We start from the raw sequence: 25120 nt of genomic DNA on the forward strand, positions 1-25120 counted from the left end.
CCGCCGTTGCGCGACGCGCAACGGTTTTGCATTGTAGCTGCCGTGCGCGACATGCACGGTCCCCCCATTTTGTTCTAGTTTGGTTCTATGGCATTCAACGTCACTCTCAAGCAAAGCGGCCGGCAATTCCAGGTCGAGTCGGATGAAACCGTGCTGGCGGCCGCGCTGCGCCAGAACGTCCATCTGCCGTACGGCTGCAAGAACGGCGCGTGCGGCTCCTGCAAGGGCCAGATCGTGTCGGGCCAGATCGAACAGGGCCCGCACGCCGCGTCGGCGCTGTCCAACGACGAACGCACGCGCGGCCTCGCGCTGCTGTGCTGCTCGAAGGCGCAATGCGATCTCGAGATCGACGTGCGCGAAATCGCCGGCGTCGACGGCGTGCAGGTGAAGAAGCTGCCGTGCCGGATCGCCGCGCTCGAACGCAAGGCGGACGACGTGATGGTCGTGAAGCTGCAGTTGCCGGCCAACGAACGCCTGCAGTACCTCGCGGGCCAGTACGTCGAATTCATCCTGAAGGACGGCTCGCGCCGCAGCTACTCGATGGCGAACGCGCCGCACGAGGAAGGCCCGATCGAGCTGCACATCCGCCACATGCCGGGCGGCAAGTTCACCGACCACGTATTCGGCGCGATGAAGGAGCGCGACATCCTGCGCTTCGAAGGCCCGCTCGGCACGTTCTTCCTGCGCGAGGATTCCGACAAGCCGATCGTGCTGCTCGCGTCGGGCACCGGCTTCGCGCCGATCAAGGCGATCATCGAGCACGTGAAGCACTCGGGCATCACGCGTCCGATGACGCTCTACTGGGGCGCGCGCCGCAAGAAGGACATCTATCTCGCCGAACTCGCCGAGCAGTGGGCGCGCGAGATCCCGAACTTCAAGTACGTGCCGGTGCTCTCCGAGCCGGACGACGCCGACCGATGGACGGGCCGCACGGGCTTCGTCCACCGGGCGGTGATCGAGGACCTGCCCGATCTGTCCGGCCACCAGGTCTATGCGTGCGGCGCGCCGGTGATGGTCGAATCCGCGCAGCGCGACTTCACGCAGCACCACGCGCTGCCGGCCGACGAGTTCTACGCGGACTCGTTCACGAGCGCCGCCGACCTCGCGCATCCGGTCTGAGCGGCGGGCGCGCCCGCGCCCCGCTGCGCGCCGCCGTGTCACATCCGTGGCATCGCGGCGGTTTACAGTGGGGCGCGGGATGCCTTATGCTTGCGCACATGAACCGCTTCCTGTCCGCTCTCCGACGTCGCCGCTCGCCGCTCCGCCCGGATGCCGCCGGCTCGTCACGGACTCGCGCGTAACCCTCCTCCGCTTCACCGGTTACGCACAAGCTGTTCGACCCACCAGCCACGGCCTTCCGTGGCTTTTTTATTGCCCGTTTCCCTTTCAACGCCCGCTGGAGTCTGCTGCCATGCCCCTGAACGATTATCCAATCGACTCGCTGATGTACATCACGAACCGCCCCGACATCGTGTTTACGCACGGCAAGGGTTCGTGGCTCTACGATCACACGGGCAAGCGCTATCTGGACTTCATCCAGGGCTGGGCCGTCAACAGCCTCGGCCACTGCAACGACGGCATCGTCGAAGCGCTGAAGACACAGGCCGACAAGCTGCTGAATCCGTCGCCGGCGTTCTACAACGAGCCGATGGCGAAGCTCGCGGGTCTGCTCACGCAGCACAGCGTGTTCGACAAGGTGTTCTTCACGAACAGCGGCGCCGAGGCTAATGAAGGCGCGATCAAGCTCGCGCGCAAGTGGGGCCGCAAGTTCAGGAACGGCGCGTACGAGATCATCACGTTCGACCACAGCTTCCACGGCCGCACGCTCGCGACGATGTCGGCCAGCGGCAAGCCGGGCTGGGACACGATCTACGCGCCGCAGGTGCCGGGCTTCCCGAAGGCCGAGCTGAACAACATCGAGTCGGTCGAGAAGCTGATCACCGACAAGACCGTCGCCGTGATGCTCGAGCCGATCCAGGGCGAAGGCGGCGTGATCCCGGCCACGCGTGAATTCATGCAGGCGCTGCGCGCGCTGACGAAGCAGCACAACCTGCTGCTGATCGTCGACGAAGTGCAGAGCGGCTGCGGCCGCGCGGGCACGCTGTTCGCGTACGAGCTGTCCGGCATCGAGCCGGACGTCATGACGCTCGCGAAGGGCATCGGCGGCGGCGTACCGCTCGGCGCGCTGCTGTCGAAGGCCGATGTCGCGGTGTTCGAGGCCGGCGACCAGGGCGGCACGTACAACGGCAACCCGCTGATGACGGCGGTCGGCTATTCGGTGATCTCGCAGCTCGTCGCGCCCGGCTTCCTCGAAGGGGTGCGCGCGCGCAGCGAGTATCTGAAGCGCAAGCTGCTCGAGCTGTCGGAGGAACGCGGCTTCGAGGGCGAGCGCGGCGAAGGCCTGCTGCGCGCGCTGCTGCTCGGCAAGGACATCGGCCCGCAGATCGTCGAGAAGGCGCGCGACATGCAACCGGACGGCCTGCTGCTGAACGCCGCACGGCCGAACCTGCTGCGCTTCATGCCCGCGCTGAACGTGACGACCGAGGAAATCGACCAGATGATGGCGATGCTGCGGTCGATCCTCGACACGCTGTAAGGAGACCGCCGCGATGAATGCCGCCGCCGATGCTGTCGCGATCCGCCCGTTCGAACGCGCCGACACCGATGCCGTGCTCGCGGTATGGCGCGACGCGTTCCCGCAGTACGACGAAGCCGGTGCGCCGCCGCACCGCGATCCGCTGCGATCGATCGAGCTGAAGCTCGCGACGCAGCCGGAACTGTTCTTCGTCGCGATCAGCGGCGCGCGCGTCGTCGGCACGCTGATGGCCGGTTTCGACGGACATCGCGGCTGGCTCTACTCGTTCGGCGTCGCGAACGACGCGCGCCGGCTCGGCGTCGGCCGCGCGCTGATCGCGCATGCGGAACGCGCGCTCGCCGCGCGCGGCTGCATGAAGATCAACCTGCAGGTGCTGCCCGGCAACGACGATGCATGCCGCTTCTACGCAGCGCTCGGCTATCGCGTCGAGGAACGCATCTCGTTCGGCAAGACGCTGCCGGTCGCGTAAAACCGCCGCCGGCCGCCGCGCGGCTCAGCGCGTGATCGGCCCCGCGCCCGGCAGCGGATTGCCGAGCGCGTCGGTCGGCACGGCCTGCTGCTCGAACGCCGCGAAATACGCGGCCCACTGCGTGTCGCTCACGCGCACGAGCAGCGCGCCGTCCTGCCACACGTCGTTGTGATCGTTGTGGTCGTCGCCCGCGCGATGCAGGTAGTTCGGACCCGTCGAGCCCTGGTTCATGTGCGTGTCGTGGATCCCGTTGCCTTGCGCATAGGTGCGGCCGAACACGACGACGTCGAGCCCCTGCGACTGCGCGGCGTTCACGAGCCGCAGCAGCGACGGGATCGGCTCCGGATGCTCGGTGCCGTCCATCACCGCACTCGCGCGCCACGCGCCCGTGTCGCCCAGGATGTCGCTGCGCAGATAGTCGAGCGCGGGCAACGCCGTTTGCCCGGTCAGGTCCGTGTAGCCTTCGGCCGCGGCCGCGAGCGTCTGCGTGACCGGATGATGGAAATCGTAGACGAGCTTGTAGTTCAGCAGGTCGTCCGCGTCGTTGGTACCGACGTTGATCGCGACGTCCCAGTCACCTGCCGGCAGCGCCAGCGTCAGGTGAACGTGATACTGGATCTCGCTGCCGTGCGGCGAACCCTTCAGCTTCGCGATCGACTTCACCTTCGCCTTCACGAAACCGTAGTCCAGACTCATGCGCGTTCTCCGTGTGCCGATGGGTAATCGATGCTACGCGGCCCGTGTGTCGGTTTGCGGGCTGCGGGCGGCCGGCGCGCCAGCCGCATGCACGATCCAATAGTCGAATGGAGTCGCCTTCGTGCGCACAGTTCGACGCGAATCGCCCCATACGAAAAAAAGCCGTCACGGTTTCCCGTAACGGCTTTCGACAGCCCGGGTGCGACGCGCGCAACCGGACTCGTTCGTTCGATCGCTTACTCGCCCAGATACGCGGCGCGCACCTTCGGATCGTCGAGCATCTGCTTCGCGTCGCCTTCCATCGTGACCGTGCCCGAGTCCATCACGTAGCCGCGATCGGCTGCCTGCAGCGCGAGGCGTGCGTTCTGCTCGACCAGCAGCACCGTGATGCCTTCCTTCGAGATCTCGCGCACCACTTCGAAGATCTTCTCGACCATGATCGGCGACAACCCCATCGACGGCTCGTCGAGCAGCAGCAGCTTCGGCTTGCTCAGAATCGCGCGCGACATCGCCAGCATCTGCTGCTCGCCGCCCGACAGCGTGCCCGCGAGCTGCGTCGCCCGTTCCTTCAGGCGCGGGAAGAAGCCGAACATCCGGTCGACGTCCTTCTTGATCTGGTCGTTGTCGTTGCGCAGGTACGCGCCCATCTGCATGTTCTCGATGATCGACATCCGCGCGAAGATCCCGCGGCCTTCCGGCACCATCGCGAGGCCGCGCTTGAGCAGCTCGTGCGACGGCACGCCCTTGATCGACTTGCCGTCGTACTCGATGTCGCCCGCCGAGTACGGCTTCAGGCCGGTGATCGCCTTCATCGTCGTGGTCTTGCCGGCGCCGTTCGCGCCGATCAGCGTCACGAGCTCGCCCTGGCGGACTTCCATGTCAACGCCCTTGACGGCCTGGATGCCGCCGTAGTTGACCTGCAAGCCCTTGATTTTCAACATTGCCGCTGCCATCAGTGCACCCCTGCGCCGAGATATGCCTCAATCACCTTCGGATTCTTCTGCACGTCCTGCGGCAGACCCTCGGCGATCACCTTGCCGTAATCGAGCACCGTCATCCGGTTGCACAGCCCCATCACGAGCTTCACGTCGTGCTCGATCAGCAGGATCGTGCGGCCGTCCGAACGGATCTTGTCGAGCAGGCGCGTGAGTTCGACCTTCTCGGTCGCGTTCATCCCGGCTGCCGGCTCGTCGAGCGCGAGCAGCTTCGGGTCGGTCGCCAATGCACGGGCGATTTCCAGCCGGCGCTGGTGACCGTACGACAGGTTGCGCGACGTGTAGTCCGCGTACTGCAGCACGCCGACGTAGTCGAGCAACTCGATCGCGCGTTCCTTGATCTCGCGCTCTTCCTGACGTTCGGCCGGCGTCTGGAACACCGCGCCGAGCAGCCCGTGCTTGGTGCGCACGTGGCGGCCCACCATCACGTTCTCGAGCGCCGTCATCCCGCCGAACAGGCGGATGTTCTGGAACGTGCGCGCGATGCCGGCCTTGGCCACCTGGTGCACGGCCGTCGGCGTGTAGTTCGTGCCGTCCAGCTTGAAGTCGCCGGAGTCCGGCGTGTAAAGGCCCGTGATCACGTTGAAGAACGTGGTCTTGCCGGCGCCGTTCGGGCCGATCAGCCCGTAGATCTCGCCTTCCTTGATCTGCAGGCCGACGTCGGACAGCGCCTGCAGCCCGCCGAAGCGCTTGTTCACGCCCGAGACGGACAGTCGGATTTGCTTGTCGCTCATGTGTTTATCCCCTTGTCCGTAGGTTACGCGCGCACCGGCTTCTTGCTGTTGCGCTTCGCCAGTTTCGCGATCTTGTCCTCATGCTTCGGCGCGGGCCACAGGCCTTCCGAGCGATACAGCATGATGATCACCATCGCGAGGCCGTACAGCGCCTGACGGATCACTTCCGTATCGACGATGTCATGACCGAACAGCGCATGCTGCAGCGGGCTCATCGTCGAACGCAGGAATTCCGGGAAGATCGCGAGCAGCACCGCACCCAGGATCACGCCCGGGATGTGGCCCATGCCGCCGAGCACCACGCACGCGAGCACGACGATCGATTCCCAGAACGTGAACGACTCGGGCGACACGAAGCCCTGGAACGCGCCGAACATCGAGCCCGACAGGCCGCCGAACGACGCGCCCATCGCGAACGCGAGCAGCTTCACGTTACGGGTGTTGATGCCCATTGCCTTCGCGGCGATCTCGTCTTCGCGGATCGCGGCCCACGCGCGGCCGATACGCGAGTGCTGCAGACGCGTACACACCCAGATCACCAGCAGCGAGCAGAGCACGAACAGGTAGTAGTACATGTACACCGACGGCAGCTGGAAGCCGAACAGCGTATGCGTCTGCGACAGGTTGAAGCCGCCGACGTGCACCGGATCGATGCCCGTGATCCCCTTCGGGCCGTTGGTGATGTTCACCGGACGGTCGAGGTTGTTCATGAAGATCCGGACGATTTCACCGAAGCCGAGCGTGACGATCGCCAGGTAGTCGCCGCGCAGGCGCAGCGTTGGCGCGCCGAGCAGGATCCCGAAGGTCGCCGCGAGCGCCATCGCGATCGGCACGATCAGCAGGAACGGCACGTGCAGGCCGTTCGGCGCGAGCGCCGCGATCCACTCGAACTGCGAGGTCAGGTGCGGCGAGCTCAGGAGCGCCGCCGTGTACGCGCCCACCGCGTAGAACGCGATGTAGCCGAGGTCGAGCAGGCCGGCGAAGCCGACCACCACGTTCAGGCCCAGCGCGAGCATCACGTACAGCATCGCGAAGTCGAGCACGCGGACCCAGTAGTTGCCGCCGGCCGAGCCGATCACGATCGGCGCGGCGATCACGAGGACCGCAGTGAGGAGGCCGATGACGACGGTCTTGGCGGTGTTGCGCTCTTCGACGAGCGACGTCGACGATTCGATCGGTTGAATGGATGTCATGTTGTTTGCTCCCCTTCCGTTACGCGCGGTCCGCGACCCGTTCGCCCAGCAGGCCGGACGGACGGAACACCAGCACGATGATCAGCACGACGAAGGCGAACACGTCCTGGTAGTTACTGCCGAATACGCCGCCCGTGAGGTTGCCGATGTAGCCGGCCCCGAGCTGCTCGATCAGGCCGAGCAGCACGCCGCCGACCATCGCGCCGCCGAGGTTGCCGATCCCGCCGAGCACCGCGGCCGTGAACGCCTTCATGCCGGGGATGAAGCCCATGTAGAAGTGCACGTTGCCGTATTCGGACGCGATCATCACGCCGGCCAGCGCGGCGAGCGCGGAGCCGATCATGAACGTCGCGGAGATCACGAAGTTCGGGTTCACGCCCATCAGGCTCGCCGTATTCGGGCTTTCGGCGATCGCGCGCATCGCGCGGCCGAGCTTGGTCTTGTGCACGAGCAGCAGCAGGCCGCCCATCACGAGGAACGCGACCGCGATGATCACGATTTCGGTGACCGAGATCACGGCGCCGGGCGTCGTGTCGGTGGCCTTGATCACGTTGATCGGGTCGGTCGGCAGCAATTGCGGGAACGGCAGCGGGTTGCGCGACCAGATGATCATCGCAGCCGTCTGCAGCAGGATCGACACGCCGATCGCGGTGATCAGCGGCGCGAGGCGCGGCGCGCGGCGCAGCGGCCGGTACGCGACGCGCTCGATCGTGAAGCCGACGAACGCACAGACGACCGCGGCGATGCCCAGGCCGATCGTCAGCGTCGCGACGTTGCCGAGTCCGGGAAAGTGATTCTGCAGCACGGTGATGGCCGACAGCGCGACCATCGCGCCGATCATCAGCACGTCGCCGTGCGCGAAGTTGATGATGCCGAGAATGCCGTACACCATCGTGTATCCCAACGCGATGATGGCGTACACACTGCCGAGCACCAGCCCGTTGAGAACCTGCTGGACGAAAATATCCATTTAAAGCTCCTTGGCCCGTGCTGCCGGAGGACGTTGCGCCCCGCGGGTAAGCGAGGAATCGCGCCTTCTCGGCGACACTGCGGGTACTAGTCGATACCGGTAAGGGTGGATCGTCCCGGCGCGCGCCGCCCGGCCTGTACGGCCGGACCTGCCGCCGGAGCGGATACAAAAACGGCACCGCACTGATCCGGTGCCGTCATGAGTCCCGTCGCTAAATCGTCACGACATCGAGGACGGTGTTCGTGGCCTCCTTGAAGTCGTGGGGCAGCATGCCGAGACGGCCGTCGTCCGGTTTCCCGGCATCCGTGCCTTGGTCCGTCCGGTGCCATGCAAGCATCGCGCCAGGACGGATCGGATTCCGCGCCACGTCGCCCGACAAGGCGTTGCGACGGCCGCGCCCGACGTTCGTCAGGACTGCATCGGAATCCATCGTACGAACCAGACGGCGCGCCACGACACGGTCGGTCGCGGCGGCGCGCTGTTTCGTCGAATCGAATTGAAGGGGGAACAGAGGCGTCTGCACGCTGCCGGCAACGCCGCGATCGTCCGGCTTCCGTCGACCGGCGGCTTGCCGCGATGCAGCCGGCATGCCCGCTGCCGGACCGGTCGCCGGTCCAAGCGCGTTGATTTCCTCGATCGTCAAACGTGCCCCGTTTTCCTTGTCCCTGCCCTGTTGCACGAGACGGCGCGCCGATGGCGCCGCCCGTCCGGTTCCGGCGGCGCGCACGCCGCTGGCCGATGGTGCCGCGAACCCCGCAGCCTTCCTGCCCGCCCCGTCGTCGCTCTTTTTGCTGCAACCGGCAAGCATTGCAACCGGTGCGGCGACGGACACGGCGTAAGCCAACTTCACATGCATTGAATGGTCTCCCGCGCCTTGCCAAAACCCGTTTCAAAGCCATTCCGGCTTGAAAACGGCCGCATTGTAACTCCATTTATAGGCCGCCAATATTCCTGATTCGATGGGGTTTTCCTGCATTGCAACCAATTTTGAGACACGATTGCGCGAGCCGAGAGCAACCGGGTTGCACCATCGCTGGGAATAATGGTTGCGATATGAATTTCGAGGCACAAAAAAAGCGCGCCGGGAAGGCGCGCTTCGGTGTTCCGCGGGGTGCGATGCGGCAATCAGGCGGCGGGCGGCAGGTTCAACCCGCGCGGCAGCGGAAACGACACGTTTTCCTCGATGCCGTCGAGTGCGCGGACGTTGCGCACGCCGAGTTCGCGCAGCCGCGCGATCACGGCCTGGGCGAGCACCTCGGGCGCCGACGCGCCGGCCGTCACGCCGATGCGGCGCTTGCCGGCGACCCACGCCGGATCGATCTGGTCCGGTGCATCGACCATGTACGCGGCCACGCCGCGCTTTTCGGCCACTTCGCGCAGCCGGCTCGAGTTCGAGCTGTTCGGGCTGCCGACCACGATCACGACATCGCATTGCGGCGCCATGAACTTCACCGCGTCCTGGCGGTTCTGCGTCGCGTAGCAGATGTCCTGCTTCTTCGGCTCGCGGATCTTCGGATACTTCGCCTTCAGCGCGCCGATGATCTCGGCCGCGTCGTCGACGGACAGCGTCGTCTGCGTGACGAGCGCGATGCGTTCGGGATCGGCGAGCTCGAGCTTCTGTACGTCCTCGACGCTTTCGACGAGGTGCATGCCGCGCTCGACCTGGCCCATCGTGCCTTCGACTTCCGGATGGCCCTTGTGCCCGATCATGACGATGTCGACGCCATCCTGGCGCATCTTCGCCACTTCGACGTGCACCTTCGTGACGAGCGGGCAGGTTGCGTCGTAAATGCGCAGGCCGCGCACGTCGGCCTCGTCGCGCACGGCTTTCGACACACCGTGCGCACTGAAGATCACGGTATTGCCGGCCGGCACTTCCTCGAGCTCCTCGACGAAGATCGCGCCCTTCTTCCTCAGATCCTCGACCACGTACTTGTTGTGGACGATTTCGTGACGCACGTAGATCGGCGCGCCGTGCATCGCGATGGCGCGCTCGACGATCTCGATCGCGCGGTCGACGCCCGCGCAGAAACCGCGCGGCTGGGCCAGCAGGATTTCGGCGTCGGCGGCGACGGTCTGCCCGGACAGCGTATCGGTGGTACTCATGATTACAGGATTCCGATGATTTTCACTTCGAACGTGAGCGCCTGGCCCGCGAGCGGATGGTTGAAGTCGAACAGCGCCGAGGTCTCGCTGACTTCCTTCAGCACCCCCGCGTAGCGACCGCCATCCGGTGCGTTGAACTCGATGAGTTCGCCCGGCGTGAAGTCGTCGCCGACCATCCCGTTCTCGCGCAGCGTCGACAGCGTCACGCGCTGGAGCATGTCGGGATTGCGGGGACCGAACCCCTGCTCGGGCGCTAGCTGAAAAGTCGAGTGGTCGCCGACCCGGAGCCCGAGCAGAATCTGTTCCAGCGACGGCGCCAGTTGCCCCGCTCCCAGCAACAGCGTGGCCGGCTTGTCCGAGAAGGTGTTGACGATGTCGGCGCCGTCGGCCAGTGCGAGCCGGTAATGCAACGTGACGTGGGAACCGGGCTTCACTTCGGATAGATCGATGAGGCTCATGAATTACTCGTTCGGTCGGCGCCCGCTACGGCCGAATGGCCCGGCGCAAAGCCAATATTGTAAGTCACCTGAGCGTGCAAGGCGGAAAGTGCGACGACGTCGCGCATGCCGCCCGCCGCCAATGGAGTTCAGACCATGCCATCACCCTGCCTCATCCTGCCGTCGGCCGAATGCCGCGACACCGCCGACGCGCCGGCCGATTCGCCGGCCCGCGTCATCCCGATCAACCGGCGCAAGCGCCGCCCGGCCGACTGGCGGCCCGAGCGGCCGCGCGAACGACTGCTGGAGCGCGGGCCGGCCGCGCTGACCGACGACGAGCTGATCGCGCTGCTGCTCGGCACCGGCAAGCCCGGTCACGACGTCTTCGTCATCGCCCGCGAACTGATCGATCAATACAAGTCGCTGCGCGGATTGCTCGAAGCGGGCGCCGACGATTTCGAGGCGCACCCCGGCATCGGCCCCGCGCGCTCCGCGCGGCTGGTCGCGGTCACCGAGATCGCCCGGCGCATGCTGGAGGAAAAAGCACGGGACGGCATGCAGATCGATTCGCCCGGCGCCGTCGAGGATTGCCTGCGCATGAAGATCGGCACGCTCCCGCACGAAGTGTTCGTCGCGGTCTACCTGGACGCCCGCAACCGCATGATCGACATCGAGGAAATCGCGCGCGGCTCGCTCACGCGCATGGCCGTCTACCCGCGCGAGATCGTGCGGCAGGCGATGAAACAGAACGCCGCCGCGCTGATCGTCGCGCACAACCATCCGTCGGGCGCGGTGCAGCCGAGCGCGGAAGACCGCCGCCTGACCCGCGTGCTGAAGGACGCGCTCGAGCTCGTCGACGTGCGGCTGCTCGATCACGTCGTCGTCGGCGTCAGCGATACTTTTTCGTTCGCACGGGCCGGTTGGCTGTAGACTGTGGCGCGGCGGCCCTTCCCCAGGGCGCCGCAACGGCGAAGCGAAATTAGGTTTGATTTTTCTGAACTTTTTCTGCTAGAATCGCCGTCTGTCTTTTTTCCAACCAGTTCTAGCCATCGAAGGGCCTTGTCTGTAAGGGCTACGGCGTTCTGAGTGCAGCCATGGATCACGTGGCGGTGCGATGGAACCTTCACCGGCGATCGAACCCCGAATTTAGCGTATTAGGAGTGCTCTCATGGCACGCGTATGCCAAGTAACTGGGAAAGCGCCGATGAGCGGCAACAACGTTTCCCACGCCAACAACAAGACGAAGCGCCGCTTCCTCCCGAACCTGCAAAACCGCCGGTTCTGGGTTGAGAGCGAAAACCGCTGGGTGCGTCTGCGCGTCTCGAACGCCGGTCTGCGCCTGATCGACAAGAACGGCATCGATTCCGTGCTCGCTGACCTGCGCGCACGCGGCGAAGCCTAAGCCCAAGGAGCAGAATCATGGCAAAAGGCGCCCGCGACAAGATCAAGCTTGAGTCGACCGCTGGTACGGGTCACTTCTACACGACCACGAAGAACAAGCGCAACATGCCGGAAAAGATGGCGATCAAGAAGTTCGATCCCGTCGTCCGCAAGCATGTGGAATACAAAGAAACCAAGATCAAGTAATCTCCGGTTTCTGCCAGCCTGACGGCGACCGAAAAGCCCCGCCCCTGCGGGGCTTTTTGTTTTGGCGCGCGCGCTCGCGCCCGACGCGGTATGCTCTCCCCTTTCCGCGGCGACGACCGACGGAACGCAAGATCAAAAAGCGTAACGATGGAGATGCAGCATGAAATTCGACGTGGCGATCGTCGGCAGCGGCCTGGCAGGGCTGTCGGTCGCACTCAACCTGGCCAGCACGCGACGTGTCGCGCTGATCGCGAAACGTTCGATGATGGAGGGGGCAAGCGATCACGCGCAGGGCGGCATCGCGGCGGTCCTCGACTCGGCGGACAGCATCGAGAACCACGTCGACGACACGCTGGTCGCCGGTGGCGGGCTGTGCGACGAAGGCGCGACGCGCTACATCGTCGAGCACGGCCGCGAAGCGATCGAATGGCTGATCTCGCAAGGCGTGCCGTTCACGAAGGACGACGCGGCCGAACTCGGCTTTCACCTTACGCGCGAAGGCGGCCACAGTCACCGCCGGATCATCCATGCGGCCGATGCGACCGGCCATGCGGTGCTCGCGACGCTGTCGGCGCGCGCGCGCCAGCATCCGAACATCACGTTCTTCGAAAACCACCACGCGATCGACCTGATCACGTCGGACCGGCTCGGCCTGCCCGGCCGCCGCTGTCATGGCCTGTATGCGCTCGACGTCGACCACGACCGCACGATCACGATCGAGGCGCCGCATACGGTGCTCGCCACCGGCGGCGCGGGCAAGGTCTACCTGTACACGACGAACCCCGACACCGCGACCGGCGACGGCATCGCGATGGCATGGCGGGCAGGCTGCCGCGTGTCGAACATGGAATTCATCCAGTTCCACCCGACCTGCCTGTTCCATCCGTACGCGAAGTCGTTCCTGATTTCGGAAGCCGTGCGCGGCGAAGGCGGCCTGCTGAAGCTGCCCGACGGCACGCGCTTCATGCCCGCACACGATCCGCGCGCCGAGCTCGCGCCGCGCGACATCGTCGCACGCGCGATCGACTTCGAGATCAAGAAGCGCGGGATCGACTGCGTGTATCTCGACATCAGCCATCAGCCGGAAGCGTTCCTGCGCGAACATTTCCCGACGATTCATGCGCGCTGCCTCGAATTCGGCATCGACATCGCGAAACAACCGATCCCCGTCGTGCCGGCCGCGCACTATACGTGCGGCGGCGTCGTCACCGATCTCGCGGGGCGCACCGATCTCGCCGGCCTGTATGCGGTCGGCGAAACGTCGTATACGGGGCTGCACGGCGCGAACCGGCTCGCGAGCAACTCGCTGCTCGAATGCCTCGTGATCGGCCGCGCGGCGGCCGAGGCGATCGAAGCGGCCGGCTTCGACGCCCAAACGCCCACCGCACTGCCCGCATGGGACGAAAGCCGCGTGTCGGATGCGGACGAGGAAGTCGTCGTGGCCCACAACTGGGACGAACTGCGCCGCCTGATGTGGAACTACGTCGGCATCGTGCGCACCGACAAGCGCCTCGAGCGCGCGAAGCACCGGCTGTCGCTGCTGCGCGACGAGATCCACGAGTACTACGCGAATTTCCGCGTGACGCGCGATCTGCTCGAACTGCGCAACCTCGTCGACGTGGCCACGCTGATCGTGAAAAGCGCGTACTCGCGCCGCGAAAGCCGCGGGCTGCACTACAGCCGCGACTGGCCGCATACGCTGCCGAAGGCGCTGCCGAGCGTGCTCACGCCGCGCTCGCGCCGCTGAGCGGCGCGCTGCCCTTCCCGGCGGCGACCGCAGCCCAAGAAAAAAGCCGTTGGCGTGTGCGCGCCAACGGCTTTTTGTCTGACGAACGCGTTTCGGTCAGTCGACGATCCGCATCGAATAGTCGGTCGCCCGCACGTCCTTCGTCAGCGCGCCGATCGAGATACGATCGACGCCCGTCTCCGCGAACGCACGCACCGTATCGAAATTGACGCCGCCCGACACTTCGAGCACGGCCCTGGCCGCCGTCACGCGCACCGCTTCGCGCATCATGTCGAGCGTGAAGTTGTCGAGCAGCACCGACTGCGCGCGATGCGCGAGCGCCGTGTCGAGCTGCGCGAGCGTCTCGACTTCGACCTGCACCGGCACGCCCGACTCCAGCGCGAACGCCGCGTCGAGCGCCTCGCCGACACCGCCTGCCGCCGCGATGTGGTTCTCCTTGATCAGGATGCCGTCGTACAGCGCGAGACGCTGGTTCTCACCGCCGCCCACGCGCACCGCGTACTTCTGTGCGAGCCGCAGCCCCGGCAGCGTCTTGCGCGTGTCGAGGATCTTCGCGCGCGTGCCTTCGACGCGATCGACGTAACGGCGCGTCGCGGTCGCGACACCCGACAGCAACTGCAGGAAGTTCAGCCCGTTGCGCTCGGCCGTCAGCAGCGCGCGCGCCGGCCCTTCGAGTTCGCACACGGTCGAATCCGGCGTCATCCGGTCGCCTTCGCGATAGCGCCATTGCACGACGATCGACGGATCGATCCGGGCGATCACGCCCTCGAACCACGGCACGCCGCACAGCACGGCTTCCTCGCGCACGATGATCCGCGCACGGCGGCGCTCGCCGGCCGGCACGAGGCGCCCGGTCTGGTCGCCGGGGCCGACGTCTTCGGCGATCGCATCGGCCACGTTGCGCGCGATCGCTTCGTCGAATGCCGCGCCGTATTGGGCGCGGACGGCGTCGAACAGCGGGGAGACGGCGTTGCTCATGCGGGCCCCACGTTCGCGAACAGTTGCTGGTCGCGCTGCAGGTCGCCGCTCGCCTGCACGCGCTTCTTGTGTGCAGCCGCGAATTCGAGCATCCGGTCGATCGGCAAACGCGCGCGCTCGCCGATCGCCGGATCGACGAAGATCTCGTTGTGACCGCGTTCGAGCACGTCGGCGAGGTTCGCGAGTCCGTTCATCGCCATCCACGGGCAGTGCGCGCAGCTCTTGCAGGTCGCGCTGTTGCCGGCCGTCGGCGCGGCGATGAAGGTCTTGCCGGGCGCGGCAAGCTGCATCTTGTGCAGGATGCCGAGATCGGTCGCGACGATGAAGCGTTTCGCGTCGAACTTGACGGCCGCGTCGATCAGTTGCGTGGTCGAACCGACGACATCGGCCTGCGCCACGACGTTTTCCGGCGACTCGGGATGTACGAGCACCTTCGCGTCCGGATATTCGGCGCGCAGCAGGTCGAGCTCGATGCCCTTGAACTCGTCGTGGACGAGGCACGAGCCCTGCCACAGCAGCATGTCGGCACCGGTTTTCTTCTGGATATAGCTGCCCAGATGGCGGTCCGGCGCCCAGATGATCTTTTCGCCGCGCGCATGCAGGTCGGCAACGATCTCGAGACCGATCGACGACGTGACCATCCAGTCCGCGCGCGCCTTCACGGCCGCGCTGGTGTTCGCGTAGACGACGACGGTACGGTCCGGATGCGCATCGCAGAACGCCGAGAATTCGTCGACCGGGCAGCCGAGGTCGAGCGAACAGGTCGCGTCGAGGTCGGGCATCAGAATCCGCTTGTTCGGGCTCAGGATCTTCGCGGTTTCGCCCATGAAGCGCACGCCGGCGACGACCAGCGTCTGCGCGTCGTGATCGCGGCCGAAGCGGGCCATTTCGAGCGAATCCGCGACGCAGCCGCCCGTTTCGTCGGCCAGCTCCTGCAGTTCGGCATCCACGTAGTAGTGGGCGACCAGCACGGCCTTTTCACGGGCGAGCAACGCCTTGATGCGCGCCTTCAGCGCAGCGCGCTCCTCGGCGGACGGTGCGTCGGGCACCTTGGCCCATGCCTGTCCGACGCCACACACGGTCCCCGTTGCGATGGGCCGGTCGTACTCGACGGGTTTGATCGTCGATTGCATCTCCATATCTCCTGCCCCAAACCTCATACCAATCCCGGCGCCGCCGATCCGTCAAAAACCAGCGGCCCAAATGAAAAAACCCCGCCAACGCGGGGTTTGTGACGTCCTGAGATTCTAATCGATTTCGAATCAGGCGTAGCGACGCAGGCGTGTCGCGAATTCCTGCAGCGCCTTGATGCCGCTTTGTTCTGCGCGATGGCACCAATCCTGCAATTGCGCGAGAAGCTGTTCGCGCGATGCGGTCGAACGATCCCAGATCGCGGCGAGATCCTGGCGCAGCTGGAAGTACGTATGCAGCTTCTGGCTGTTCGCGAAGATTTCCGGCAGCAGCTTCTTCTGCGGCTCGTCGAGGCCGTCGGCGTCCTTGTGGAACCATTTGCGCGCGCCGCGCATCAGCTGGTACTTCTCGCTCGAACCGAGTTCCTTCAGATGCGCGAGCTCCTGACGGTACGCACGCTTCACGGCCTTGCCGTAGCGCGCCATCACTTCGTAGCGGTTCGACAGCACGGCCTGCAGCGTTTCCTGATCGAGCACCGTCTTCGGCTTGTTCAGGCGCGGCGTCGGCGCGACCTTCTTCACCTTCGCGAGACCGAAGGCCGACATGATGCGAATGTACATCCAGCCGATGTCGAACTCGTACCACTTGTTCGACAGCTTCGCCGACGTCGCGAACGTGTGGTGGTTGTTGTGCAGTTCCTCGCCGCCGATCACGATGCCCCACGGGAACAGGTTCGTGCTCGCGTCAGCCGAGTTGAAGTTGCGATAGCCCCAGAAGTGACCGAAGCCGTTCACGACGCCAGCGGCCCAGAACGGAATCCAGACCATCTGCACGGCCCACACGGTCAGGCCGAGCACGCCGAACAGCGCGACGTCGGTCACCATCATCATGCTGATGCCGAGAATCGGGTACTTCGAGTACACATTGCGCTCGAGCCAGTCGTTCGGCGTGCCGTGGCTGAACTTGCGCATCGTCTCTTCGTTCTTCGCTTCCGCGCGGTACAACTCGGCGCCCTCGAGGAACACCTTCCAGATGCCGCGCGTCTGCGGGCTGTGCGGATCTTCCTCGGTCTCGCACTTCGCGTGGTGCTTGCGGTGAATCGCGGCCCACTGGCCGGTCAGCATGCCGGTGGTCATCCAGAGCCAGAACCGGAAGAAGTGGCTCGCGATCGGATGCAGCTCCAGCGCGCGGTGCGCCTGGCAGCGGTGCAGGTAGACGGTCACGCCGATGATCGTGACGTGCGTGACGGCGAGCGCGAACAACGCGACTTGCCACCACGAAAAATGCAGGAGCCCGTGGGAAAGAAAATCGAGCACAGAATTCAACAAGGCAGTTACCCGTGATGAGAGCGACGCCACGCTGGCGTCAGAAGAATGAAAGCATACCGCGTGTAGACCAGAATTTTACTTCAACCGCTCCAAGTCTTTGTAAAAAATGAATATTTTCTTGCCCTGACGCAATCCGCGCGGTCCATGCGCGGACTCGGAAAGCCCCGCGATCCGGTTTCGGCCGCGGAATCGGTACGATTGACCGCCCGCGCCCGCTACGCCGGCGGCGCGTGCCCGTCCAGCGCACCGTTGGCCGCCGCCGGCGGGCGCCCGGCCGCCGCGCCCGCCGCGAGAAAGCCGTCCGGCAGCCCGACCACGCGCACTTCGCGCTGCGGAAACGGAATCGAGATCCCGTGCTCGCCGAACAGCCGCCAGATGTTGCGGTTCACGCTCGAGCGCACGCCCGACGTGCCTTTCGCCGAATCCTCGATCCAGAAACCGAGCTCCAGATCGATCCCGTCCGCGCCGAAACTCACGAGGTACGGGGTCGGCGCCGGCTCGGCCAGCACGCGCGGCACGTCCTTCGCCGCGTCAGCGAGCAACGCGAGTGCCTGCTCGACGTCGCTCGTATACGCGACCTGCACCGCGACCTTCGCATAGCCGCGCGTCAGGTACGACGACTGGTTCTGCACGACGTCGGTGATCAGCTTCTCGTTCGGGATCAGCGTCTCGTTGCCGTCGAGGCCGCGCACGACCGTGTAGCGCGTGCGGATCTGCGTGACGACGCCCTGCAGCCCGCCGACGCTGATCGCATCGCCGAGCCGCAACGAGCGGTCGAGCAGGATGATGAAACCCGACACGTAGTTGCTCGCGATCTTTTGCAGCCCGAAGCCGAGGCCGACGCCCACCGCGCCGCCGAATACGCCGAGCACCGTCACGTCGATGCCGACGAGCGACAGCCCGATCAGGATCGCCGCGAACACGAGCAGCGCGCGGCCGACCCGCGACAGCACGACCTTCAGGTTGGCGTCGAGCGTGCTCGCGCGCGACAGGCGATCCTCGAGCACCGAGCCGAGCCACATCGCGACCATCAGCGTCACGCACACCCACAGCGCGCCGGAGATCACCGACAGCAGCGTGAGGTGCGCGGTCGCGACCCGGAACTGCACGCTGTCGAGCCAGCCGAGCACGTCGCGCTGGATGCCGAGCACGGTCATCACCATCGCGGCCCACACGACGGTCGACACAATCTTCTCGACGATCGACAGCCACGCGTGCGTGTGGCCGTCGCGTGCGAACACGCGCCGCGCGAAGAAGAACAGCACGTAGATCAGCCCGATGCCGAACAGCGGCACGAGCGCGAGCGACAGCAGCGACGTCGACATGAACGGCTCGAACGCGAGCTGCGCGCCGCCGACGAACACGCTGCCGAACAGCGGAAACAGCGCACGCTTCAGGCTCTGCGCACCCGCGCCGGGCGCGCGCCCGGCCGCCCGCCGCCGCGCATCGATCCGGCCGTGCACGAAACGCGCGGCCACCCATGCAAAACACAGCGCACCGACGAGGATCGCCGCCTGCCAGATCATCACCGGCTGGTGGAAATCGCGAATCACCGATTCCAGCCGGTGCGACAGCAGGCGGCTCTGCAGATTCTCCATCGTCCGTCCGGCCGGTCGTTACTGCGCGGCGCGGCGTTCGAGCACCGCGGCGAAGAAGCCGTCGGTCGCATGACGGTGCGGCCACAGCGACAGGTAGTCGCCCGTCTCGAGCTCGATGCGCTGGTCGGCCAGCACCTGCTGCGCCGGCACCAGCACGAACTCGGGGTGATCGGCGAGGAACTGCTCGACGATGCGCTCGTTCTCGGCGTCGAGCACGCTGCAGGTCGCGTAGACGAGCCGGCCGCCCTTCTTCACGAGCCGCGCGGCGCTCGCGAGGATCGACGCCTGTTTCGGCGTCAGCTCGTCGATCGCGGTGCGCGTCTGGCGCCACTTCAGGTCCGGATTGCGGCGCAGCGTGCCGAGGCCGCTGCACGGCGCGTCGACCAGCACGCGGTCGATCTTGCCGGCGAGCCGCTTGATCTTCGCGTCGTGCTCGCTGTCGATCAGCACCGGGTTCACGTTCGACAGCCCGCTGCGCGCGAGGCGCGGCTTCAGCTTCGCGAGGCGCTTCTCCGAGATGTCGAACGCATAGAGGCGCCCGGTCGAGCGCATCATCGCGCCGAGCGCGAGCGTCTTGCCGCCCGCGCCCGCGCAGAAATCGACGACCATCTCGCCGCGCCGCGGCGCGACCAGCGAGCACAGCAGCTGGCTGCCTTCGTCCTGCACCTCGATCGCGCCTTCCTCGAACAGCTTCAGGCGCGTCAGCGCCGGCTTGCCGACCACGCGCACGCCGAACGGCGCGAACGGCGTCGCGCCCGCGTCGATGCCGCTCACGCGCAGCGCTTCGATCACCTGGTCGCGGCTCGCCTTCTGCGCGTTGGCGCGCAGGTCGAGCGGCGCCGGGTAGTTCAGCGCGGCGGCGAGCTGCGCAAGCTCGTCCGCGTCGAAGCGGGCCGACAGCGCCTGGTGAATCCAGTCGGGCAGGTTCGTGCGAATGCGCACGGGCAGGCTCGCCGGATCGATCTTCGACACGTGCTCGAGCCATGCGGACTCGGTGTCGGACAGGAACGGCTTCAGCGCATTGCGCCCCATCGTCTGCATCAGGCCGAGCAGCGTCAGGCGCCGCGCGGGCGTGCCGGTGCCGCTCTCGGCCAGATGCGAAAACTCCATCTTCCGGCGCAGCACCGCGAACACGGCCTCGGCGATCACGCCGCGCTCGGCATGCCCGAGCTTCGGGTGCGCGCGGAAGAACCGGCTCGTCGTCGCGTCGGCGGGGCCGGCGAACTTCAGCACCTCGGCGAGCAGGGTTTCGGTCTGGCCAATCAGGAATCCGTGCAGCTTCATACGCCCTCACTCGTTTCGGTTTGCGGTTGATCCGCGAAAATCCAGCGCGCCTCTTCGGGCGCGACCACTGCACGGCCGTCCTCGAGGCGCAAACGCCCCTCGACGAACCAGCGCACCGCGCGCGGATACAGCACGTGCTCGACCGTCAGCACGCGCCGCGCGAGCGCGGCCGCGTCGTCGCCGGCGCGCACGGGCACCGCGCCCTGCGCGACGATCGCGCCGCTGTCGAGCTCGGGAATGACGAAATGCACGCTCGCGCCATGCAGCGCGACGCCGGCATCCAGCGCCTGCTGATGCGTGTGGATGCCCTTGAAGCTCGGCAGCAGCGACGGATGAATGTTCAGCAGCCGGCCTTCGTATCGTCTGACGAATGCGGGCGTGAGGATGCGCATGAAGCCGGCGAGGACGACGAGATCGGGCGCGAAACGGTCGATCTCGGCGGCGAGCGCCGCGTCGAAGCTGTCGCGGCCGTCGAACGACCGGTGGTCGACCACCGCGGTCGCCACCCCGTGCGACGCGGCAAAAGCCAGCCCGGCCGCATCGGGCCGGTTGGCGATCACGGCGGCAATCTCGGCCGGCCAGCGTTCCTGCGCGCACGCGCGGACGATGGCCTCCATGTTGCTGCCGCGACCGGAAATCAGGATCACGAGTTTTTTCATCCGCGAATTTTACCATTCGCCTTCGCGTTTCCCGCCTTCTCGGCCGTCGGGCCGCCCGAACGTTTATAATCTTCTGCTTTGCGGCATCCCACCGCCCATTCCCCCGACGCTGCATCCGCTATCGTGAAAGTCTTCCGCGGCCTGCCCAACGCCGAGAGCCGCGCCCCGTGCGCGTTGACGATCGGCAACTTCGACGGTGTCCATCGCGGGCACCAGGCCCTGCTCGCGCGCGTGCGCGCGGCAGCGGACGCACGCGGCCTGCCCGTGTGCGTGATGACGTTCGAGCCGCACCCGCGCGAATTCTTCAACCCGGCCGGCGCGCCGCCGCGCATCGCGATGCTGCGCGACAAGCTGGAAGCATTGCGCGACCACGGGGTCGACCGCGTCGTCGTCGAGCACTTCAACCACACCTTCGCGAGCCAGTCGCCGCAGGCGTTCGTCGAGCGCACGCTGGTGAACGGGCTGCACGCGCGCTGGATGATGGTCGGTGACGATTTCTGCTACGGCGCGAAGCGCGCGGGCACCTTCGACACGCTGAAGGCGGCCGGCGAGCTGCACGGCTTCGAGGTCGAACAGATGGGCACGGTGTCCGGCAGCGACGGCACGCGCATTTCCAGCTCCGGCGTGCGCGCGGCGCTCGCCGCGGGTGATCTCGACGCGGCCGCGCAGGCGCTCGGCCACGGCTACGCGATCAGCGGCCACGTCGCGCACGGCCTCAAGCTCGGCCGCGACCTCGGCTTCCCGACGCTGAACCTGCCGATCGCGCACAAGCGGCCGGCGCTCGCGGGCATCTTCGTCGTGCAGGTGCACGGCCTCGGCCCCGAGCCGCTGCCCGGCGTCGCAAGCCTCGGGCTGCGCCCGACCGTCGACGATTCGGGCCGCGTGCTGCTTGAAGTCCACCTGCTCGACTGGCACGGCGATGCGTACGGCAAGCTGATCCGTGTCGAATTCCTGAAGAAGCTGCGCGACGAGGCGAAGTTCGACGATCTCGAGGCGCTGTCGCGCGCGATCGCGCTGGACGTCGCGAATGCACGCGCTTATTTCGTCGAACGCGACCGTGCGCCGGGCAGCCGCGCGACGGGCTTCGCGACGTCGGCTACCGACCGAATTAGCTGATCCGGACGGCGGCGCCTCGCGCCGCACCCTCGCGCCGCCCCGTCGCGCGCCTACCCGATTCACGACGCCGAGCGTCCCCCGATTTAGATAGCGATCCCATCATGAGCAACAAGAAAGCCGATTCGAAACCGCAGGCCAAGTATCCGGTCAACCTGCTCGACACGCCGTTCCCGATGCGCGGCGACCTGCCCAAGCGCGAGCCGCAGTGGGTCAAGGAGTGGGAGGAGCGCGGCATCTACGAGAAGATCCGCGCGGCCAGCCAGGGCCGGCCGAAGTTCATCCTGCACGACGGCCCGCCGTATGCGAACGGCGACATCCACCTCGGCCACGCCGTCAACAAGATCCTGAAGGACATCGTCGTCAAGTCGCGCAACATGGCCGGCTTCGACGCACCGTACGTGCCGGGCTGGGATTGCCACGGGATGCCGATCGAGATCCAGATCGAGAAGCAGTTCGGCAAGTCGCTGCCGGCGGCCGAGGTGATGAGCAAGGCGCGCGCGTACGCGACCGAGCAGATCGAGAAGCAGAAGGTCGGCTTCAAGCGCCTGGGCGTGCTCGGCGACTGGGCGAATCCGTACAAGACGATGAACTTCGTGAACGAGGCGGAAGAAATCCGCGCGCTCGGCAAGATCATCGAGAAGGGCTACGTGTACCGCGGGCTGAAGCCGGTCAACTGGTGCTTCGACTGCGGCTCGGCGCTCGCGGAAGCGGAAGTCGAGTACAAGGACCGCACCGACCCGACGATCGACGTGATGTTCGCGTTCGCGGAACCGGAAAAGACCGCGCACGCGTTCGGCCTGCCGGCGCTGCCGCGCGCCGACGGCGGCATCGTGATCTGGACCACCACGCCGTGGACGATTCCCGCCAACCAGGCGCTGAACCTCCATCCGGAAATCGTCTACGCGCTGGTCGACACCGAGCGCGGGCTGCTGATCATTGCGCAAGAGCGCGTCGAAGCCTGCATGGCCGACTTCAAGCTGACCGGCCGCGTCGTCGCGACCGCGCCCGGCGTGAAGCTCGCGAACCTGCGCTTCCACCACCCGCTCGCCTCGGCCCACCCCGGCTACCAGCGCACCGCGCCCGTCTATCTCGGCGACTACGTGACGACCGACACGGGTACCGGCGTCGTGCACTCGTCGCCCGCGTACGGTATCGAGGACTTCCAGTCGTGCAAGGCGCACGGGATGACCGATTCCGACTTCATCAACCCGGTGATGGGCGACGGCCGCTATATCGAATCGCTGCCGCTGTTCGGCGGCCTGTCGATCTGGGACGCGAACCCGAAGATCGTCGACGCGCTGAACGCGGCCGGCTCGCTGCTGCGCAGCGAGAAGTACACGCACAGCTACATGCACTGCTGGCGCCACAAGACGCCGATCATCTACCGCGCGACGTCGCAGTGGTTTGCCGGCATGGACGTGACGCCGCGCGACGGCGGCAAGACGCTGCGCGAGACGGCGCTCGAAGGCGTCGACGCGACCGCGTTCTACCCGTCGTGGGGCAAGCAGCGCCTGTTCAGCATGATCGCGAACCGTCCCGACTGGACGCTGTCGCGCCAGCGCCAGTGGGGCGTGCCGATGGCGTTCTTCGTGCACAAGGAAACCGGCGAGCTGCACCCGCGCACGCTCGAGCTGCTCGAGGAAGTCGCGAAGCGCGTCGAGCAGTCGGGCATCGAGGCGTGGCAATCGCTCGACCCGCGCGAGCTGATCGGCGACGACGCGAACCTGTACGAAAAGAACCGCGACACGCTCGACGTGTGGTTCGATTCGGGCACGACGCACTGGCACGTGCTGCGCGGCTCGCACAAGGATCAGCTGCAGTTCCCGGCCGACCTGTACCTCGAAGGCTCGGACCAGCATCGCGGCTGGTTCCACTCGTCGCTCCTGACGGCATCGATGATCGACGGTCACGCGCCGTACAAGGGCCTGCTCACGCACGGCTTCACGGTCGACGGCGAAGGCCGCAAGATGAGCAAGTCGCTCGGCAACGGCATCGACCCGCATGAAGTCGCGAACCGTCTCGGCGCGGAAATCATCCGCCTGTGGATCGCATCGACCGACTACTCGGGCGAACTCGCGATCTCCGAGGAAATCCTGAAGCGCGTAACGGAAGGCTATCGCCGCATCCGCAACACGCTGCGCTTCCTGCTCGCGAACCTGTCGGATTTCGATTTCGCGCAGCACGCGGTGCCGGCCGACGAATGGCTCGAGATCGACCGCTATGCGGTCGCGTTCTCGCAGCAACTGCAGACCGAACTGCTCGGCCACTACGAGAAGTACGAATTCCACCCGGTCGTCGCGAAGCTGCAGACGTACTGCTCGGAAGACCTCGGCGGCTTCTACCTCGACGTGCTGAAGGATCGCCTGTACACGAGCGCCGCCGATTCGCGCGCGCGCCGCTCCGCGCAAACCGCGCTGTATCACCTGACGCACGGCCTGCTGCGCGTGCTCGCGCCGTTCCTGTCGTTCACGGCGGAAGAAGCGTGGAAGGTGTTCCAGCCGGCGAGCGACACGATTTTCACGGAAACCTACTATGCGTATCCGGAAGTCGCCGGCTCGGCCGCGCTGATCGACAAGTGGGCGCTGCTGCGCGACGTGCGCGGCAACGTGACGAAGGCGCTCGAGGAAGCGCGCACCGCGAACCGCATCGGTTCGTCGCTGCAGGCCGAAGTGGCCGTGCATGCGAGCGGCGCGCGCTACGACGCGCTGACGAGCCTCGGCGACGATCTCAAGTTCGTGCTGATCACGTCGGCGGCGACCGTCGTGAAGGTCGACGACGAAGCGCAGGAAAGCGTCGACGTGGCCGCGTCGAAGTACCAGAAGTGCGAGCGCTGCTGGCACTACCGTGAAGATGTCGGCGCACACGCCGATCATCCGACGCTGTGCGGCCGCTGCTTCTCGAACCTGTTTGAAAACGGCGAAATCCGGAGCGCTGCTTAAATTATGGCGAAGACCCTGTCGAAACCGGCCAGCGGCGCGCTCGCGCCCTGGCTCGGCATTTCGCTGATCGTGATCCTGTTCGACCAGCTGTCGAAGATCGCGATCCTCAAGACATTCGCGTACGGCGCGCAGCATGCGCTGACGTCGTTCTTCAACCTCGTGCTGGTGTACAACCGCGGCGCTGCGTTCGGCTTCCTGTCGACCGCGAGCGGCTGGCAGCGCTGGGCGTTCACCGCGCTCGGCGTCGGCGCGACGCTCGTGATCTGCTTCCTGCTGAAGCGCCACGGCCACCAGCGGCTGTTCAGCGTGTCGCTCGCGCTGATCCTCGGCGGCGCGCTCGGCAACGTGATCGACCGGCTCGTCTACGGCCACGTGATCGACTTCCTCGATTTTCACGTCGGCGCGTGGCACTTCCCGGCGTTCAACCTCGCCGATTCGGCGATCACGGTCGGCGCGGTGCTGCTGATCTACGACGAGCTCCGGCGCGTGCGCGGCGCGCGCTGAGCGCGCATACTCCGTGTCGACGGCCGGCTTCGCGCCGGCCGTTCCGTTTGACC

At 66.3% G+C, this 25120-nt stretch carries 24 protein-coding genes; 10 read left to right on the top strand and 14 right to left on the bottom strand.

Translation table 11 applies throughout. From position 1 onward, the window contains the following. Window positions 1–87 precede the first annotated feature (87 nt). The 3 genes from KR541_RS13010 to KR541_RS13020 all read left to right on the top strand — a co-directional run bounded on the left by KR541_RS13010 (window position 88) and on the right by KR541_RS13020 (window position 3065). Entirely contained in the window at window positions 88–1119 is a 1032-nt protein-coding gene (locus KR541_RS13010; protein ID WP_050017525.1) for a CDP-6-deoxy-delta-3,4-glucoseen reductase, read from the top strand. 292 nt (window positions 1120–1411) lie between these two features. Further along, complete coding sequence (locus KR541_RS13015) at window positions 1412–2596, top strand: acetylornithine transaminase (RefSeq protein ID WP_050017526.1); 1185 nt, start codon at window positions 1412–1414, stop codon at window positions 2594–2596. A gap of 13 nt (window positions 2597–2609) precedes the next feature. Next, window positions 2610–3065 (top strand): GNAT family acetyltransferase, encoded by a 456-nt coding sequence (locus KR541_RS13020; RefSeq protein WP_216089577.1) that lies wholly within the window; start codon window positions 2610–2612, stop codon window positions 3063–3065. Window positions 3066–3089: 24 nt separating this feature from the next. On the opposite strand, the gene KR541_RS13025 is transcribed toward KR541_RS13020, so the two are convergent. The 8 genes from KR541_RS13025 to KR541_RS13060 all read right to left on the bottom strand — a co-directional run bounded on the left by KR541_RS13025 (window position 3090) and on the right by KR541_RS13060 (window position 10217). Next, complete coding sequence (locus tag KR541_RS13025) at window positions 3090–3761, bottom strand: DUF2278 family protein (RefSeq protein ID WP_050017528.1); 672 nt, start codon at window positions 3759–3761, stop codon at window positions 3090–3092. Window positions 3762–3997: 236 nt separating this feature from the next. Further along, on the bottom strand, window positions 3998–4714 hold the full coding sequence (locus tag KR541_RS13030; protein ID WP_050017530.1) for an ABC transporter ATP-binding protein: 717 nt from the start codon (window positions 4712–4714) through the stop codon (window positions 3998–4000). Next, on the bottom strand, window positions 4714–5490 hold the full coding sequence (locus KR541_RS13035; RefSeq protein ID WP_050017531.1) for an ABC transporter ATP-binding protein: 777 nt from the start codon (window positions 5488–5490) through the stop codon (window positions 4714–4716). Before KR541_RS13035 ends, KR541_RS13030 begins: the two co-directional genes overlap by 1 nt. A 23-nt stretch (window positions 5491–5513) precedes the next feature. After that, the gene (locus tag KR541_RS13040) at window positions 5514–6683 is read right to left on the bottom strand and encodes an ABC transporter permease subunit (RefSeq protein WP_006488940.1); all 1170 of its coding nucleotides are present in this window, start codon (window positions 6681–6683) and stop codon (window positions 5514–5516) included. A 19-nt stretch (window positions 6684–6702) separates the two neighbouring features. Continuing rightward, window positions 6703–7653: a branched-chain amino acid ABC transporter permease gene (locus KR541_RS13045; protein WP_021160758.1), complete on the bottom strand. Its 951-nt coding sequence runs from the start codon at window positions 7651–7653 to the stop codon at window positions 6703–6705. A 211-nt stretch (window positions 7654–7864) separates the two neighbouring features. Continuing rightward, on the bottom strand, window positions 7865–8509 hold the full coding sequence (locus tag KR541_RS13050; RefSeq protein WP_050017532.1) for a hypothetical protein: 645 nt from the start codon (window positions 8507–8509) through the stop codon (window positions 7865–7867). Window positions 8510–8778: 269 nt separating this feature from the next. Further along, the gene (gene ispH, locus KR541_RS13055; protein WP_050017533.1) at window positions 8779–9759 is read right to left on the bottom strand and encodes a 4-hydroxy-3-methylbut-2-enyl diphosphate reductase; all 981 of its coding nucleotides are present in this window, start codon (window positions 9757–9759) and stop codon (window positions 8779–8781) included. A 2-nt stretch (window positions 9760–9761) separates the two neighbouring features. Continuing rightward, a complete protein-coding gene (locus tag KR541_RS13060; protein ID WP_069233031.1) occupies window positions 9762–10217 on the bottom strand; it encodes an FKBP-type peptidyl-prolyl cis-trans isomerase in 456 nt (151 codons plus the stop codon). A gap of 135 nt (window positions 10218–10352) precedes the next feature. Between KR541_RS13060 and radC the strand changes: the two genes are divergently transcribed. From radC to nadB, 4 genes are all read left to right on the top strand, one after another. Then, a complete protein-coding gene (gene radC, locus KR541_RS13065; protein ID WP_050017535.1) occupies window positions 10353–11126 on the top strand; it encodes a RadC family protein in 774 nt (257 codons plus the stop codon). Between the two features lie 238 nt (window positions 11127–11364). After that, window positions 11365–11598, top strand: a complete 234-nt coding sequence (gene rpmB / locus KR541_RS13070; protein WP_004186391.1) for a 50S ribosomal protein L28 — start codon at window positions 11365–11367, stop codon at window positions 11596–11598. 17 nt (window positions 11599–11615) lie between these two features. Further along, entirely contained in the window at window positions 11616–11783 is a 168-nt protein-coding gene (gene rpmG / locus KR541_RS13075) for a 50S ribosomal protein L33 (protein ID WP_006478046.1), read from the top strand. Between the two features lie 160 nt (window positions 11784–11943). Next, entirely contained in the window at window positions 11944–13530 is a 1587-nt protein-coding gene (gene nadB, locus KR541_RS13080; protein ID WP_050017536.1) for an L-aspartate oxidase, read from the top strand. A 96-nt stretch (window positions 13531–13626) separates the two neighbouring features. Here the strand turns inward: nadB and nadC are convergent, their stop codons facing one another. From nadC to purN, 6 genes are all read right to left on the bottom strand, one after another. Continuing rightward, window positions 13627–14508 carry a carboxylating nicotinate-nucleotide diphosphorylase gene (gene nadC, locus KR541_RS13085; protein WP_050017538.1) on the bottom strand — a complete coding sequence of 294 codons (882 nt, stop codon included), beginning with the start codon at window positions 14506–14508 and terminating at the stop codon, window positions 13627–13629. Next, window positions 14505–15641, bottom strand: a complete 1137-nt coding sequence (gene nadA / locus KR541_RS13090) for a quinolinate synthase NadA (RefSeq protein ID WP_050017553.1) — start codon at window positions 15639–15641, stop codon at window positions 14505–14507. The genes nadC and nadA overlap by 4 nt, the downstream gene beginning before the upstream one ends. Window positions 15642–15770: 129 nt before the next feature. Beyond that, complete coding sequence (locus KR541_RS13095) at window positions 15771–16967, bottom strand: DesA family fatty acid desaturase (protein WP_050017539.1); 1197 nt, start codon at window positions 16965–16967, stop codon at window positions 15771–15773. A gap of 215 nt (window positions 16968–17182) precedes the next feature. Further along, on the bottom strand, window positions 17183–18565 hold the full coding sequence (locus tag KR541_RS13100) for a mechanosensitive ion channel family protein (RefSeq protein ID WP_050017540.1): 1383 nt from the start codon (window positions 18563–18565) through the stop codon (window positions 17183–17185). Between the two features lie 18 nt (window positions 18566–18583). Beyond that, window positions 18584–19849 carry an RsmB/NOP family class I SAM-dependent RNA methyltransferase gene (locus KR541_RS13105; protein WP_050017541.1) on the bottom strand — a complete coding sequence of 422 codons (1266 nt, stop codon included), beginning with the start codon at window positions 19847–19849 and terminating at the stop codon, window positions 18584–18586. Next, on the bottom strand, window positions 19846–20508 hold the full coding sequence (gene purN / locus KR541_RS13110) for a phosphoribosylglycinamide formyltransferase (RefSeq protein WP_006478038.1): 663 nt from the start codon (window positions 20506–20508) through the stop codon (window positions 19846–19848). Before purN ends, KR541_RS13105 begins: the two co-directional genes overlap by 4 nt. 123 nt (window positions 20509–20631) lie before the next feature. Between purN and KR541_RS13115 the strand changes: the two genes are divergently transcribed. The 3 genes from KR541_RS13115 (at window position 20632) to lspA (ending at window position 25067) form a co-directional block, all read left to right on the top strand. After that, window positions 20632–21624, top strand: coding sequence for a bifunctional riboflavin kinase/FAD synthetase (locus KR541_RS13115; RefSeq protein WP_050017542.1), 993 nt, complete (start codon window positions 20632–20634; stop codon window positions 21622–21624). A 101-nt stretch (window positions 21625–21725) separates the two neighbouring features. Beyond that, window positions 21726–24563, top strand: coding sequence for an isoleucine--tRNA ligase (gene ileS, locus KR541_RS13120; protein WP_050017543.1), 2838 nt, complete (start codon window positions 21726–21728; stop codon window positions 24561–24563). A gap of 3 nt (window positions 24564–24566) precedes the next feature. Continuing rightward, on the top strand, window positions 24567–25067 hold the full coding sequence (lspA, locus tag KR541_RS13125; RefSeq protein ID WP_050017544.1) for a signal peptidase II: 501 nt from the start codon (window positions 24567–24569) through the stop codon (window positions 25065–25067). Window positions 25068–25120 lie beyond the last annotated feature (53 nt).

This window comes from Burkholderia sola (assembly GCF_905400185.1).
Lineage (GTDB): Bacteria > Pseudomonadota > Gammaproteobacteria > Burkholderiales > Burkholderiaceae > Burkholderia > Burkholderia sola.